Source organism: Vibrio sp. 10N.261.51.F11 (assembly GCF_041471665.1).
GTDB lineage: Bacteria > Pseudomonadota > Gammaproteobacteria > Enterobacterales > Vibrionaceae > Vibrio > Vibrio crassostreae_C.
The window spans coordinates 16075-31100 of record NZ_JBFROW010000068.1 but is presented as its reverse complement, the minus strand read 5'-3'; the positions used below and the strand labels follow the sequence as shown (position 1 = coordinate 31100).

Annotated in this window: 9 protein-coding genes; 6 read left to right on the top strand and 3 right to left on the bottom strand. The window is 44.0% G+C overall.

What is annotated here, in order from left to right:
- Positions 1 to 9 precede the first annotated feature (9 nt).
- From AB4351_RS18860 to AB4351_RS18840, 5 genes are all read left to right on the top strand, one after another.
- Entirely contained in the window at positions 10 to 963 is a 954-nt protein-coding gene (locus tag AB4351_RS18860) for an ABC transporter permease (protein ID WP_372056876.1), read from the top strand.
- Positions 956 to 1906, top strand: a complete 951-nt coding sequence (locus AB4351_RS18855; RefSeq protein ID WP_136978264.1) for an iron chelate uptake ABC transporter family permease subunit — start codon at positions 956 to 958, stop codon at positions 1904 to 1906. Before AB4351_RS18860 ends, AB4351_RS18855 begins: the two co-directional genes overlap by 8 nt.
- 12 nt (positions 1907 to 1918) lie before the next feature.
- The gene (locus AB4351_RS18850) at positions 1919 to 2683 is read left to right on the top strand and encodes an ABC transporter ATP-binding protein (RefSeq protein WP_017061894.1); all 765 of its coding nucleotides are present in this window, start codon (positions 1919 to 1921) and stop codon (positions 2681 to 2683) included.
- A gap of 310 nt (positions 2684 to 2993) precedes the next feature.
- The gene (locus tag AB4351_RS18845; protein WP_029235511.1) at positions 2994 to 4019 is read left to right on the top strand and encodes an HD-GYP domain-containing protein; all 1026 of its coding nucleotides are present in this window, start codon (positions 2994 to 2996) and stop codon (positions 4017 to 4019) included.
- A gap of 70 nt (positions 4020 to 4089) precedes the next feature.
- Entirely contained in the window at positions 4090 to 8985 is a 4896-nt protein-coding gene (locus AB4351_RS18840; protein ID WP_372126845.1) for an ATP-binding protein, read from the top strand.
- A 94-nt stretch (positions 8986 to 9079) separates the two neighbouring features.
- Here AB4351_RS18840 and AB4351_RS18835 read toward each other — a convergent pair whose 3' ends face one another.
- Positions 9080 to 9970, bottom strand: a complete 891-nt coding sequence (locus AB4351_RS18835; RefSeq protein WP_017061891.1) for a LysR family transcriptional regulator — start codon at positions 9968 to 9970, stop codon at positions 9080 to 9082.
- A gap of 243 nt (positions 9971 to 10213) precedes the next feature.
- Here AB4351_RS18835 and AB4351_RS18830 point away from each other — a divergent pair, with 243 nt between their 5' ends.
- Positions 10214 to 11389 (top strand): MFS transporter, encoded by a 1176-nt coding sequence (locus AB4351_RS18830; RefSeq protein WP_017061890.1) that lies wholly within the window; start codon positions 10214 to 10216, stop codon positions 11387 to 11389.
- A gap of 213 nt (positions 11390 to 11602) precedes the next feature.
- Here the strand turns inward: AB4351_RS18830 and AB4351_RS18825 are convergent, their stop codons facing one another.
- Both AB4351_RS18825 and AB4351_RS18820 read right to left on the bottom strand, forming a co-directional pair.
- The gene (locus AB4351_RS18825; RefSeq protein ID WP_371721480.1) at positions 11603 to 14359 is read right to left on the bottom strand and encodes an immune inhibitor A domain-containing protein; all 2757 of its coding nucleotides are present in this window, start codon (positions 14357 to 14359) and stop codon (positions 11603 to 11605) included.
- A 47-nt stretch (positions 14360 to 14406) separates the two neighbouring features.
- A complete protein-coding gene (locus AB4351_RS18820; RefSeq protein ID WP_017064423.1) occupies positions 14407 to 14733 on the bottom strand; it encodes a hypothetical protein in 327 nt (108 codons plus the stop codon).
- Positions 14734 to 15026: the final 293 nt, after the last annotated feature.

Below are 15026 nucleotides of genomic sequence, written 5' to 3'. Positions count from 1 at the left end.
ATTATTCCTATGTTGAAACCCATTGCAGCTGCTGTATTTCTTGTTGTGTTATGCGTTGCGTCATTGATGATTGGAGTCGCTGAAATCAGTTTTAGTGACTTCTTCAATGGCAACCAACACGCCAATTCTATTTATATTGTTAGTCGGATTCCTCGACTACTCGCGATCGTGCTTGCCGGAGCAGGATTGAGTGTTTCTGGCTTGATCATGCAGCAAATCGTACAGAACAAGTTTGCCGCGCCTTCGACGATGGGCACCATTGACTGTGCGATGTTGGGTTACATTGTCGGCATTCTAGTGCTAGGCAATGCTGCGCAATGGAGCTACTTAGGCTTTATCTTCGCGTTTGCAGTGTTTGGCACCATGCTATTGGTTCGCTTCCTACAACACCTCAAGTTTAAGAACGCGGTATTGGTGCCTTTGATTGGCATTATGTATGGCAACGTTGTTTCGTCTCTAACAACCTTTATTGCTTATAAGTACGACTTAGTACAAACCATGTCGGCATGGACTATGGCGAACTTTGCGAGCGTGTTGCAGGGCAGCTATGAAATCCTTTATCTCGCGGTGCCTGCTTGTGTATTGGCTTACTATTTCGCGAGCCAGTTCAGTGCGGCGAGCATCGGTGAGAGCTTCGCGAAAAACATCGGTTTGAATTATCAGAAGATCGTCTTCATTGGTGTTGCGTTAGTGGCTATCAGTGCCTCCTCTGTGGTGATGATCGTTGGTGTTATCCCATTCCTTGGCCTTATCGTGCCGAATATCGTGTCGCTGATAATGGGCGATAACATGAAGAAGATTCTGCCTTGGACTGCCTACTGGGGGGTGATCTTAGTGTTGGCTTGTGACCTGCTAGCTCGAATCGTCATCTTCCCTTATGAGATTCCAATCTCGATGGTAATCAGCATCTTTGGTGGCATGATTTTTATTTACCTAATCATGAGAGACAAGTCGAATGCGTGATTCAGTAAAAATTGCGATTCTGGCTATCGCGTCTTTGGGTATGACAGCGCTATTCATCGGGCAGGGGCTGACGTGGGATAACTACGAGTTCTTCTTGTCTCTGCGCCTACCAAAATTGCTGTCGATTGTGTTGGCGGCGGTAGCGATCTCGGCGTCGTCATTGGTTTTCCAAACCATTACTAATAACCGAATTCTAACCCCCTCCATCTTGGGCTTTGACAGCTTGTATATGCTGGTACAAACGGTACTTCTGTTTGTGTTTGGCAGTGCTAGCTTCTGGGTGATTGACTCGATCGCAAACTTTTCGATGTCTGTGACTGTGATGATCTTGTTCTCGTTTGCTCTGTTCCATTTCTACTTTAAGAGCAAGCGAAACAACGTATTCACACTGCTGTTGATAGGCATCGTATGTGGCAGCGTATTCTCGAGTTTGTCTAACTTCTTGGCGATGTTGATTGACCCCAATGAATTTGCGGTGCTGCAGAATGTGATGTTCGCAAGTTTCAATAACGTGAAAGGCGAGTTGGTTTACCTCAGCCTTATTCCTTTGGGTTTGAGCTTGCTTGGCCTTTGGTTGTTGGCGCCTAAGCTTGATGTACTTTGGCTTGGTGTTGATAACGCGACAAGCCTGGGTGTGAACACCAAGCGATTGACTCAGATTACCTTGGTGATTGTGTCAGTGATGGTCGCGGTGTCTACGGCTCTGGTTGGCCCTGTGCTGTTCTTTGGCTTGATCACCGTAAGCTTAGCTCGCCAGATATTCCGATCTTATCAGCATCGTGTGCTTATCATCGCAAGCAGCTTACTAGCGATCGTGCTATTGGTTTCTGGCCAATGGTTTATCGAAAAAGTGATGGCGTTTGAAACCACTGTGAGTGTGATTATTAACTTGGTCGGCGGTTTGTATTTTATGTTCTTGTTGTTACGCACCAGAATTCAGTAAAGGTAGTAAGTAGTGATTAAATTAACAGGTTTAAGTAAGAAGTATGGCAAGTCACTCGTGGTTGATGATGCCAGTGCTATGTTCCCGAAAGGCGAAGTGACTTCTATCATTGGCCCAAATGGTGCGGGTAAAAGTACACTGCTTTCAATGGCGAGCCGCTTAACAGACAGCGACGCGGGTGAAGTGGTCATTGGCGATAAGTTACTGGCTGAGTGGGATACCAAAGAGCTAGCGAAGCACCTTGCCGTGTTAAGACAATCAAATAACATCAACATGCGATTTACGATTCGTGAATTGGTCTGTTTTGGTCGTTTCCCACACTCTCAAGGTCGCTTGAAAGACGAAGATCATAAGATCGTCGATACAGCACTAGAACACCTTGGCATTACTGACATCCAAAACAAATACCTTGATGAGTTGAGTGGCGGTCAGCGTCAAATGGCGTTTATCGCGATGGTTGTGGCGCAAGATACGGATTATGTGTTCTTAGATGAGCCTCTGAACAATCTTGATATTAAACACTCGGTCGAAATTATGCAGACGTTGCGTCGTTTAGCGCATGAGTTCAATAAAGCGGTCGTTATCGTGATTCATGACATCAACTTCGCTTCTTGTTACTCAGATAACATTGTTGCGATGAAGAAAGGCAAAGTGGTTAAGTCGGGTAAGGTTTCGGAAGTGGTTGAAAAATCAGTGATGGAGTCTATCTACGAGATCCCATTTGAGATTCGTGAGTTCGATGGTGTTCGAATCTGTATGTATTATTCTGGTCGTTAGATTACTGAATAACTCGGTTGTTTTGCTTTCTAGCCGTTGAACGAAAAGAGCTCCCATATGAGGAGCTCTTTTTGTTTTCGGATAGTATCTGTGTTGTTAGTGAAATGTTGCAATGCAAAGGTAATTCCCCTTGTATAATAATAACTTAACTGACGTAATATTGACTGGTCGTACTTCTAATAACGCCAGTTTGAAGTCACTCACAGATCTACTCTTCATTTTTGAAAATCAATTGCTTTTTTTTCTACTTAACCTCTGGAAACCGTTCTACACTAGGGTTATAACTGTTTGATTTGTATACGAGGTATCAATGAGTCGGAAACCCATAGTGTTAGTCGTGGATGACACCCCAAGTAACTTGGATGTGTTAACGGCAATACTCAAAGATACTTATCAAGTGAAAGTAGCGATTAACGGCACAATTGGTATCAAAATTGCGAAGATGGTGCCGCAGCCAGACCTTATCCTCCTTGATATCATGATGCCTGACATCGATGGTTACGAGGTGTGCCGCCAACTTAAAGCTCAGCCGAATACGGCTCACATTCCTATCATTTTCGTGACCGCCACAATTGGTCCAGAAGCCGAAGTAAAAGGGCTCTCCTTGGGGGCTGTCGATTACCTAACCAAGCCGATAACCCCTGCAATTGCACTCCAGCGTGTGAAAACGCATATCGCACTTTATGACCAACAACGCGCGTTGTTTAGTCAGGTAAAAGAGAAAACTCAAGAGATCAATCTCGGTAAGCTAGAAACACTGAACATACTGGGTAGAGCTGCTGAATTTAAAGACAATGAAACAGGCATGCACGTTAAGCGTATGAGTCACTACTGTGAAGTGCTAGCTAAAGCCTTGGGAATGACTGACGAAGATGCCGAGACGTTGCGTGATGCAGCACCAATGCATGATATTGGCAAGATCGGTATTCCTGATAGCGTATTACTCAAGCCGGGTAAATTGGACGCCGACGAGTGGACAATTATGCAAAAGCATGTCGAATATGGTGTTGATATACTTGGTAGGCAGAGTGATTCCAAACTGATGCGTATGGCTATTCAGGTGGCGCAATATCATCACGAAAAATGGGATGGCAGTGGTTATCCAAACCAGATAGCTGGTGAAGGTATCCCATTGGTTGGAAGAATTGCGGCTGTTGCTGATGTGTTTGATGCCCTGACCGCAGAGCGCCCTTATAAAAAAGCTTGGAGTATTGATGAGGCGCTGAACTTGTTTGAAGAACAGAAAGGCAAACATTTTGATCCAACTATCGTTGATGTGTTTTTTCTGAAGTTACCTGAGATTCTAGCAATTAAAGAGAAATTTAGAGATGAGTGATGGCTTGATGTTGTCGCTAAATCGTTTGGTTGTTTTTCTGGTCATTACACTTGTGGTGTGGTCGCTGCTAATGCGATCTACGAATGCTGCTGAGGTAACAGATACTGAGTTAAATCAGTGGTTGGGAAACCAACCTACGGTAACTTTTGTTGTCTTGGCCAACCATTATCCTTACTCATTCATCGATGATGATGGGCAGGTTTCTGGGATCATCAAAGATTGGACATTAGATCTTGAACAGCGTTTTGGTGTTCATGTTCGGTTTGTCACAGTTAACTCGCGTGTCGAGGCTAAAGCCGCGTTAGTCGACGGGCGAGGCGATGTATTTCCATTCCAACAGTTCGACCCAAGTGAAGGTGGCCGTTTTCTTGCGAGTGCTCCCTATATTCCTTATCAGGTCGCAGTGATTGTTCCCATCGACAACAAACTCGATGGAAACCTAGATCAAAATAATAAACGCCGTATTGCGATGGTTAACGAAAATATCGATTTGGAGCGAGCCGGTGTCAAATTGAGTTCTATTGAGCGAGTGAATTTTGATAACGTTATTGATGCAGTACGTGCGTTAGGGGCCGGGGATGTCGAAGGCATGGTCGGTGAACCTATCACCACTATGGATCTTGCGAAAAAGATTGGCGTTCATGATTTAGCGGTAAACTATGTTCTGGAGCATTGGAAAAGGTTTGAAGCATCAATGGTGATTCGAACCGATGAACCAGAACTGCTGACGCTAATCAACAAACAGATTGAAACCTTCGACGTTGATAACAAGAACCAGATTTTATCGAAGTGGCTAGACAGTTCCCCCTATCGAGTGCCGCTAAAAGGCGTGTTTGGCTTTGGTAACCCTCCGTATATTTACCCAGACAGCACCGCAGTCGGGCTACAGTACGACATTCTTCAGCGTGCACTGAATGACATGGGATATAAACTAGGTGACGTTGTCACACTTCCACCTAGCGCCGCTAAAAAAGCCATCGATAACAATAATTCTATAGCCTTTTTTTCTGGTGTTCAGTTTGATGATCCTAATGCGCACTTTTTAAGTGATAACGTTTTTAATGTTGAGTTTGTTCCTGTTTCACTAACTCGCCGCAAACTCCAACTTCAATCCCCAAAAGACCTATCATTAGGGGCGTTATTGTTCGACGAAACATCCACAATTAAAAACTCTGTTGAAGTTCTGAAGAGTAAGTTAGACATTGATCGTATTGAAGATTACGAAGATCTTGAATCAGCATTCTCGCAGTTGAGGGCTCAAAATGTTGACCTGCTAATGGTTGAACGAAGAGTGCTAGAGTGGTTTATCACCAACACTCGTTTTATTGAAATGGCAGAGCTAACGCTACATGACGAGTATAAAGTTGAGTATCCGATCTATGTGGACTTTAAGAGTGAAGAAATCAGAGATAGCTTCAATGCCGCAATTAAAAGGCTTAAACAGGAGGATGACGGCTTAAACCAAATTATCGAGATGCAGGTTCAGAGTGATTTAAGCCTAGTCCTTAAAAAAGCGAATATTATCGCGCAAATATCTGCGTATTTTATCGTCAACGACCGCTTTGAAGAGTTGACGGAAGTGTTTGAAATTTTCGACACGGACAGTTCTTTTCAGGTGATCACCGCACAAGCGGATAACAATAGTCGCCCGATCAAATCTTGGTACATAGGCAACCTAGTTGATCAATATGGAGAGAAGAAAAATACCTCTCACTTTTCATCAGTCACCAAGGTGGCGAATTATAGGACCAAGGGAGGGAGTATCAACTCTGGTTCGATGACTTTCTACTTTGATGTTAATTCGTTAGAGCGGAACTATGTTTATTTTCCATCTGTCGAACAATTTAGTTCATTCGGAGATGCGGCGAAACGCTATATTGCGGATGTTTATCAAGCGAGTAACTTGACTGGAGAGATCCTAAATCTAAGCCAAAAAGAGAGGGCGTGGATTAAAGATAATCCGGATGTACGTATAGGTATCGATCCGAATTCGTTACCTTATGAAGCGGTATCCAATACCGGTGAATACATCGGGATGATTGATGATTATCTAACGCTGATTGAACAAAAAACAGGGCTAAGTATTCAGCATGTTGACGTGGCGAATTGGTCTGAGACCCGAAGCTTGGTTGATCATCATGAAGTGGAACTGGTCTCAGCAGCTCAAGAGAATCGTTCGTTAGGAGATAACGTCAAAGCAGCTAAAAGCTTGTTTTCAAGTCGTTTGGCCATTGCATCGAGAAGAGACGTTAGTAGCTTGGTACTTGAAGAAGCTGATGGTTGGAAAATCGGTATATTGAAGAATGCGGCAAATACTAACGCGATTTTATATAAGTACCCGAACGTTGAGTGGGTAGAGGTAGAATCCACGGCCGATGGGCTCAACCGATTGGATGATAAAACCTTAGACGGCATGGTCGACACTGTTGATGTCCTCAATTACCTCATTGATTCATTTGGTCATCGAGAGATTGGAATTGTCGGACGACTTGATTTTTTCCTTTCACCCACCTTACATGTCATCAAATCTGAGCCTTTGCTTTATTCGATTGTGAATAAGGCGATTGAGAGTATTTCTGCTGAAGAACATCAAAAGATATCGGCGAAGTGGGCGGCGCCAAAAGCGATAGAAAGAGTTAATTATCAATTGGTTTACACCATTTCGGTGTTCTCTCTGGTGATCCTTCTTCTTATTATTTTCTGGAATCGTAAATTAACTAAGCAGATCAGTATTGCTAAGGAAGCAACCGAAGCTCTGGAAAAGGCGCAGAACCAACTCTACAACATGCTAAATAGCTCTCCAATTGCAGCCAGCGTGGTATTTGAAGAAGAGGTTCGTTACGCGAACGATACGGCAAAACGTTTGTTTGGCGTGGAAGATCAGGCGTTGTCTTCTATCGACGTTGCCGCTATCCATGACTCGCTGAGCGTTCGTGATGGCGTGCATGAAGAGCTCGACCTTAACGGTAAAGTTGAAAATAGGGAGTTAGTACTCAGAAAGTCTGATGGAACCCGATTTGTTAGTTTGGTCAGTTACTATCTTTTTGAGATTGATGGTGAAGTCGCCACACTATTTTGGGCATTCGATATTTCAGAAATGAAGCGCCTTAACGAACAATTGGAAGAAGAGAAACAGAGAGCCGATTTGGCGAGCCAAGCTAAATCGGAATTCTTAGCCAATATGAGCCATGAGATAAGAACCCCAATGAACGCCATTATTGGCTTGTCTTATCTGGCGATTGGCGAAATATCTAATCCTGTCGCTCGAAATTACATTGAGAAAGTGCACCGTTCTGGCCATTCGTTACTCGGTATCATCAATGACATCCTTGATTTCTCAAAGATAGAAGCTGGACAACTTGTTATTGATAACGTCCCGTTTGATCCCGTAACGACCTTTAAAGATGTGATTGAACTAATGGAGTCGAAAGCAGCTGAGAAACAACTCAATTTGTCGATGGTCATCGACCCAGAGTTAGACACGCCACTGCAAGGCGATCCCTTGAGGTTGTTCCAAGTCATACTCAACCTTGTGGGCAACGCGATTAAGTTTACGGAACAAGGCAGCGTAGCATTAACGGTGGAGCATGTTGACTCGAACGACAGCAGCCTAACCATGAGAGTGAGTGTGATGGATACCGGGATAGGCATTTCGGATGAGAACCGTCACAAGCTGTTTGAAGCCTTTATCCAAGCGGATACCACAACGACACGTCGGTTTGGCGGTACAGGGCTTGGGCTCAACATTAGCCAGAAATTAGTTCATGCGATGGGCAGTCAAATTACCGTAGAGAGTGTTTACGGGCAAGGCAGTGAGTTCTCCTTTGTACTGACATTGCCACGCTCAAGCTCGGATGCGTTAGCCGACTTCAAAGCTCAAGAGTTGCAACTGGATTATCAGATAGAGTTCAAAGGGCAAAGAGTGCTATTGGTTGAAGACAATGAGCTGAACCAAGATCTCGCCTTAGCATTTTTCAGTCGCTCTAAATTAAATGCCGATCTTGCTGAAAACGGAAAGGAAGCGCTGGAGTTAGCTAAAAACAACGACTACGAAATAATCTTCATGGATCTTCAAATGCCGATTATGGACGGCTTTGAAGCTACCCGTTTGATTCGTGAATTCGATATAGATGTACCGATTATTGCAATGTCAGCCAATGTTTTTGCTGATGCGAAACAACGAGCGAGGGCGTCGGGCATCACGGACTTCTTGGATAAGCCTATTGTTATTGATAAAGCGATGTCTTTGATTACTCGATACATTGTTCCTGAGGTCTTAGTTGAAGGTCGAGCGCCATCAGACACGTCTTCAGATACGATACTGACCAGTGATTCTGATAATAGTTCGGAATTACACTCCGATACTCAAACAGAGCAGCCTGTTTTCTCTCAGTCGAGGTTTGAGCAACTGACTCATCATGATGCGAAACTGCAAGAGAAGATGCTTGGTAGATTCTGCCAAGGGGCGCCTGACATTATGTCGGAAACCTTCGACAACCTAGTGCAAGATGAATGGGCGACGTTAGAGCGTAATCTACATACCTTAAAAAGCATGGCAGCTTCGATTGGTGGATTGCGATTGGCAGAGTTACTCAGTGATTTAGAAAGCAAAGCGCATAACAAGGCGTGTGATGAAGCAGATCTTAAGCAAGGCGAACTTGGGTTAATCGAACTGATTAAAGCAGTTGAGATCAGCTTTGATGTGTCTGGTGTTGGGGGATTCAATACGACAAGTACTGAAGAAGCCGATGCGAGTCTTGCTGATACCTCTGATTCACCGAGCATCACGTCAGAACAGCATGCTCAGTTGCTATCACTGCTGGATGCTTATGATAACGATGCAACTCAATATGTGACTGAGTTACTGGCACAGTATCCACATTCTGTTGTTCTCAAAGATGTTCGAAGTGCGTTAGATAATTATGACTTTGAACGAGCAAAAGAGGGGCTTGGCGCTTCTGAGTAGTTGTCTTTTATAAATATCACTTCAACATTAAAGCCTTTAGCTCTTATAGCGAAAAACCGAGCTAGCTAAAGGCTTTAAATCTATCTATACCGAACTAACGACTCACGTTCTGTTTGATTAGCTCAACAACCGTATCGTATCGGTGCGGCAGTTTTCGGTTTCGTTTTTGAACCAGATACAGCGTTTCCTCTACTTCTACCTTTGGCGGCACAACGTGTAGCTTGTCTCTATCTGGGAAGTGTTCAACCGCGCCAGCCGGTAACACGGTAAAACCTAATCCTTTTGATACGGGTAGCAAGATCTGGTGAAGCTGATTGATGTAGCCAGATCTTGGTATCTCATTAACGTTGATGTTCGCTAAGTCTTTATCTCCGCAAAGGTCGAAATACAAAGACAGATAGTGTGCAGAATCTGGGTGGGCAATCAGGCCAATGTCATTCAATACTTGCGGCGTTATCTCTAAATCAGCAAGGCTGTGGTGAACAATAAGACACAGTGCTTCTTTGCCGATGACTTGGCTTTGGTAGTAGCTGTCGTTCGGGGAATGCCTAACAATGCCGATATCGGTAGTGCCTTCGCTTAGGTCATTCAATATCTTTTTGTTTGGAGCGGCTTCTAAGTTAATGCTGAGCTCTTGGTGTTGCTGTTGAAGTTCAAGAAGCTTGGGATACAGACGCAAAGAGAGTGAGCCAGAGCAAGACAAGTGACATTGCCCAGCATAAGGGTTATCAAAACTCAGAGACTCAAAAAGATCTTCTTGGTCTTTCTCTAGTTTGATCGCATAGCGATACATAATCCGACCCTGTTCGGTCAGTTCGAAGCTCTTGTTTTCTCGAGATAGCAGGTCACAATTACAAGCTTGTTCAAGCTTCTTGATGTGTTGGCTGACTCCAGGTTGTGTCATATACAACTTTTCTGCCGTTTGGGTGAAATGGCCAACTTCAACCAGAGTCTTAAACGTATTGAGCCAAAGTGGATTAATCATACTCACCTTCAAATACTAAAGCCTATAAATAACAAAGCCAATAAATAACAGAAAATTATTATTATCTTAAGTAATGATAATTTCAACTCTAGCGTCTTAAGTAACGCTAATCAAAGTCATGTGGTGGTAGCGCTTTATATTGGTCTATTGGTCGCTTTGTAGAGTTGCTATGAGTAACAAAGTGTTGCGACTTTGTTGAATTTTTGGTCTATTGACCAACTGTGCTCATATTTAGGAACGAAGATGAATAGAAATGTTTGGCTGCTTTCACTGTGTCAGGCCTTGTTGATGACGGGTAACATATTACTGATCTCTGTGATTGGTTTGATCGGTAAGCAGATTGCACCCAGTGTCAGCATGATCACCTTGCCGGTTGCACTGCAGTTTTTGGGTTTAATGGCAGCCACTATTCCAGCATCTTTAATTTCAGGCAAGTTAGGGAGAAAGCGAGGATTTAGCATTGGTAATGTGGTTGGCATTACAGGAGCTAGTCTTGCCACCTACGCACTGTCTCAACAACATTTCTATTTGTTTTGTTTCGCTACGTTCTTACTTGGGATAGGCATAGGTTTTGGCACGCTTTATCGTTTTGCTGCAATCGAGGTGTGTGATGAAAATGCCCGTCACCGAGCGATCTCTATCTCGATGGCTGGTGGCGTTTTAGCCGCGGTATTAGGACCAAATTTGGCGATTATGTCGCAACAGTGGTCGCAAGATGGCTTGTACATTGGTGCTTTTGCTTCTTTGATTGGATTGAACATTCTTGCGTTACTCATCTTACAAACAATTCAGTTTCCAAAAGTCTCTTTTAATAGTCAGGCACCTAAGTCCGATCCTCTCAGTGTGATAGTAAAAGCACCTAACTTTATTGGCGCAGTGTTTGCTGCCATGGTCGCTTATGCGGTGATGAATATCCTGATGACAGCAACGCCATTGGCAATGATTGGTTGTGGCTTTGACTTTACCAAAGCAGCGGGCGTCATTGAGTGGCACGTATTGGGGATGTTTGTTCCTGCATTCTTTACTGGTTCACTTATCGAGAAGTTTGGCTCAAGAATGATGATCTTGGCAGGCGGGGTTCTGTTCGTCGTCTGTATCGCGATTAACATTCATGGCGAATCTATCTGGCACTTCAGAGCGGCTCTAGTTGTGCTTGGTGTCGGTTGGAACTTTATGTTTATCGCGGCAACAGGTTTGTTTAGTCAGTCCTACCAATCGCAGAATAAAGCTAAGGCACAAGCGTTTAATGAATTTATTGTCTTTGGCTGTGTGACGATTACCGCCATGCTCTCTGGCTGGCTAGAATCGACAGCAGGGTGGCAGAACCTCAATATCTACGTATTACCATTCGTGTTAGCTGTTATCTTGCTGTTCGCATTCAGTGCTCGTAAATCGCGTATTCAAAAGCAGCCTGTGTAATGGCTCATCGAATGGTGGTTCAGTAAATTTGTTACTGTGATTAAAACCCTAGTATCTCGAACTGCGACCAATAAAAAGCCCTACCAAATCGGTAGGGCCTTTGCTTACGGCTTAAATAATAACGTTTTCTTAAAACTGCTGTCGTGGCTTATATCCTGTGACAACAGTACTTAAGCTTGTGTTGTAAATACGCATGACAGAGCCAGCGATGATTTACAGGTCGACCAAAATTGTCTTAGTGGTAATCCCACCTTGGTCATCGATTATCTTCAGTGTCACCTCGTGCTTTCCGTATGAAGGGAAGATTGACGTGAATGTGCGACCTCGTTTCACCTTTCCGTTTGGAAGTGTCCACTCGGTATCAACAATACGACCATCGCTGTCTGAACTTGTAGACCACATGGTTACCCAGCGGCCCAAGTGAATGTACTTCGCGCTCGCTTCTGGAAGGGCGTTTGGAGATTCAACACTCACTACGGAGCTAAATGAAGCGGTAGCGCCTTTGTCGTCGACAACAGTCAAGTTCACCGTGTATTCGCCCGCTTGCTCGTAAGACCAAGTTGGTGCCACTTCGTTACTTGTTGTGCCGTTCCCAAAGTCCCATAGGTAACGGGCGATCTCACCGTCTTGGTCTGAGCTGAAGTTGTTTGCAGAAACAGTCAGACCAGTCACATTAAGCTCGAAGTTCGCAGTAGGAACGATGTTGTGTTGGCTTACTTTAGATAAGCGAACCACACCGTATTCGTTGTTATCACTCTGATTCACAATATCGACCGCTAAACCAAACTCCGTCAGGATGCGTCCTGAATCTGGTGCTTGAGGCGATGTGTAATCTTGGTCATCCGAGAAGCTAGCATTGCCAACCAAACTGGTATCTTCGAGTACATCGTTGTCGCTGTTTACAAGACGCATTGGAGTATGATCTTTGAGTGAAAACGCTGCGTCTCGAACTTGGTAGCGTGTTTGAGCCGCTTCACCAGAGTTTGCCCACACCATGGCATTTTGGTCTGCATCGACCACGCCTAACCAACCTTCACCAGGGTGTTTACCTACCCAGTTGTCGGTTAGTGATTCGTCGACGTACCAAATGATCAAGCCAGGGTCGAATGACATCAGTTGTCCCATGCGTTTGATGTTCGCTAGGCCTTCATCAACATCCATGTGGCTGCGCCATTGCAATAGATAGTAGTGCTGCGCTTGATGGAATCCATTACTCAGCTTGTAACCATTAAGGGCGAAGGTGGAGTTGCTTTCACCATCGTCTATTGAGGTCACTTCACCATCGACAACAACAGCAAGGTTATCTAAATAGAAGCCTTCCATTGCTAAGCCGCCATCGGTGATGTATTCAAAAGACAGTTCCACTTCTTGGCCTGCCCATTGTGAAACGTCGAACTCAGCGTCGACCCATCCGCCAGATTCGCCGCCAATAGCAGGAACGAGGTCCGTGTTGTATGGATCGTCCATTGAGGTAATGTTTCCTGCAATGGCTTGTCCGTTGATTAGCACGCGCGCAAAGTCGTAGTCTTTTTCAATCTCATACCAAGTTTTGAAAGACAGCAGTGCAGAATCACCCGCTGGGATCATCAACTTGCGAGTCATACTGTTTTTCAGATCATCGCCTTTTTGAGAGTGGAATGAATACTCGCCCTCAAAGGGTTTCAGACTTTCAATCTGCTTTTCAGGAAGATCCACTTTGATCATGTTAGGACGACTGTTATCCGTTGTTTGGAACAGCGTATACACTTGTGGATTGTCTTCTAGGTCATCAATCGAGAGCTGATCATCGTTAACCCAACGTCCGCCAATCGATTTCTGTAGGAAGTGTTTTGCCCAAGAGCTGAATGCCGTTGGTTGTGTACCACCAATTTGACCAGCCCAACTGCCCGAAGACATGATTGACCAGTAAGAAACCGGTTCGCCTCTGCCTGTGTATTGCGTGTCATACTCGTCTGGTAAGCCTAAATCATGACCATATTCGTGGGCACAAACACCTGCAGCCGCATCAATCGGTTGAATGGTGTAATCGAACGCCGCGTATTGGCCACCAAATCGATCTGGAAGCGAGCTAGAAGTGCCTTCCAGTACATGAGTGCGACCAAGGTTGAATCGGTGAGACCAAATCGCATCAGGGCCTAACACGCCACCACCGGCTTCTTCGCCTACCGATGCATGAAACACCATCAGGTGGTCAATCACACCATCGGGTTCGCGGAAATTTCCGTCACCGTCGTAATCGTAACGATCTTCGATGTCGTAATCGGCAAGGTTGATACTCGGATCTTGAGCTAGTTGATTCAGCGCTTCACGAACCAGTTCTTGGGCGTTTAGGTCGTTGTCGGTGGTAGGGGAGTTGCCACCATAGAATGACGCAGGCTTAGAGGCGCGATACCAACCTGCCGCTTGACCTGCAACGCTGTAGCTGTCACCTGACTCGCTTTGGTAATATTGGCGCATCGAGATTAGGTTCTCGCCGTTGGGCCCTGTGTAGCCAGAATTTGAGAACAACAGCTCTTGATAATGCTCTGGATTGTAGCTCTCATAGAGCATCTGCGTGTGCTCTTCGGTCAACTTGTTGTCATCCCAGTTCAAATCAGGGAAATCGACCAACAGAGCGAGCACTTTGTCGGTACGTTTAGTGCCGACTTCTAAAGCAAAGACACTCGCTTTTTTAACGCCAGACCCTTTTTCTATGGCTTTGAGTATTTTTGCGCGTTGCTCAAGTGCTTTTTTTCCGAATTGAGCATCGCCTTTGAAACCGGAATTGATTTTATTTTTCAAGTAACGGTCAAGCGCATCCTGCTTTGCCACATCGGTTGCATCTTGGTCGACTAAGCCTTGTCTAACTAGCATTTCAATGAGTTTGTCTTCATTAACTACGCCTAAATCAATAGGTGTTTTTGCATAACCACTGACGCTAAATAGAGTAAGCATTGCTGAAGCCAACAATGTTCTTCTCATCATTTTCATTATATTTCCTTTTTATATTTCCATGTCGATATCAGTATCAACTTGCCTTATTCGGATCTGTTGTCCGAGTTTGGCCTAATACACTCTTGTGGTGTCTTATTTAACTGACGTGTGTTTGTTGTATGTTTTTTACCTTCTATCTCTTTTGTATTGGTTGTCTCTTTTCTATTTTTTGAATCAAACGGAGTGCTCTTCACTTTTTTAGCGTTGAGATAGATACGCAAAGCTTCTTGATTTTCCTCATAGGTTAAGCCTGAACAGATAACACCTTGTTTTATCAATGACTTCAGCAATAGTTCGTCGTTCTCAATAGTGGAAGCCTGTGACAGTGAGGAAAAAATTAGAACCATTAAAGCCATTGTTTTGTGTGACATTATTATATCAAGCCATCAGTTTTGATTATGCAACAAAATATATTTATAAAATTTACCAATCAAATGGATAATTATTACAATTAATTATTCGTTCCGGTTTCAACATTTAGAGTTAATATAAAATAAGGAGTGTTATTTATTCTATTGTCAGTTATTTAATGGGTTTTGTTGAATGAATAGTTGATAGTTTGGATGTTTAATAACATTGATTAGGTCGTGGTTATTATTCTGGAGGGCGCTTTATACAAGGCGTTGGGTTCTAACTAATAAGATGATTTTTTATTATCGGTGTT

Excerpts from the sequence above, each read along its gene's own strand:
- AB4351_RS18860 (WP_372056876.1), top strand. The coding sequence starts at position 10 with ATGTTGAAACCCATTGCAGCTGCTGTATTTCTTGTTGTGTTATGCGTT.
- AB4351_RS18855 (WP_136978264.1), top strand. The coding sequence starts at position 956 with ATGCGTGATTCAGTAAAAATTGCGATTCTGGCTATCGCGTCTTTGGGT.
- AB4351_RS18845 (WP_029235511.1), top strand. The coding sequence starts at position 2,994 with ATGAGTCGGAAACCCATAGTGTTAGTCGTGGATGACACCCCAAGTAAC.
- AB4351_RS18840 (WP_372126845.1), top strand. The coding sequence starts at position 4,090 with ATGCGATCTACGAATGCTGCTGAGGTAACAGATACTGAGTTAAATCAG.
- AB4351_RS18835 (WP_017061891.1), bottom strand. The coding sequence starts at position 9,970 with ATGATTAATCCACTTTGGCTCAATACGTTTAAGACTCTGGTTGAAGTT.
- AB4351_RS18830 (WP_017061890.1), top strand. The coding sequence starts at position 10,214 with ATGAATAGAAATGTTTGGCTGCTTTCACTGTGTCAGGCCTTGTTGATG.
- AB4351_RS18825 (WP_371721480.1), bottom strand. The coding sequence starts at position 14,359 with ATGAAAATGATGAGAAGAACATTGTTGGCTTCAGCAATGCTTACTCTA.
- AB4351_RS18820 (WP_017064423.1), bottom strand. The coding sequence starts at position 14,733 with ATGTCACACAAAACAATGGCTTTAATGGTTCTAATTTTTTCCTCACTG.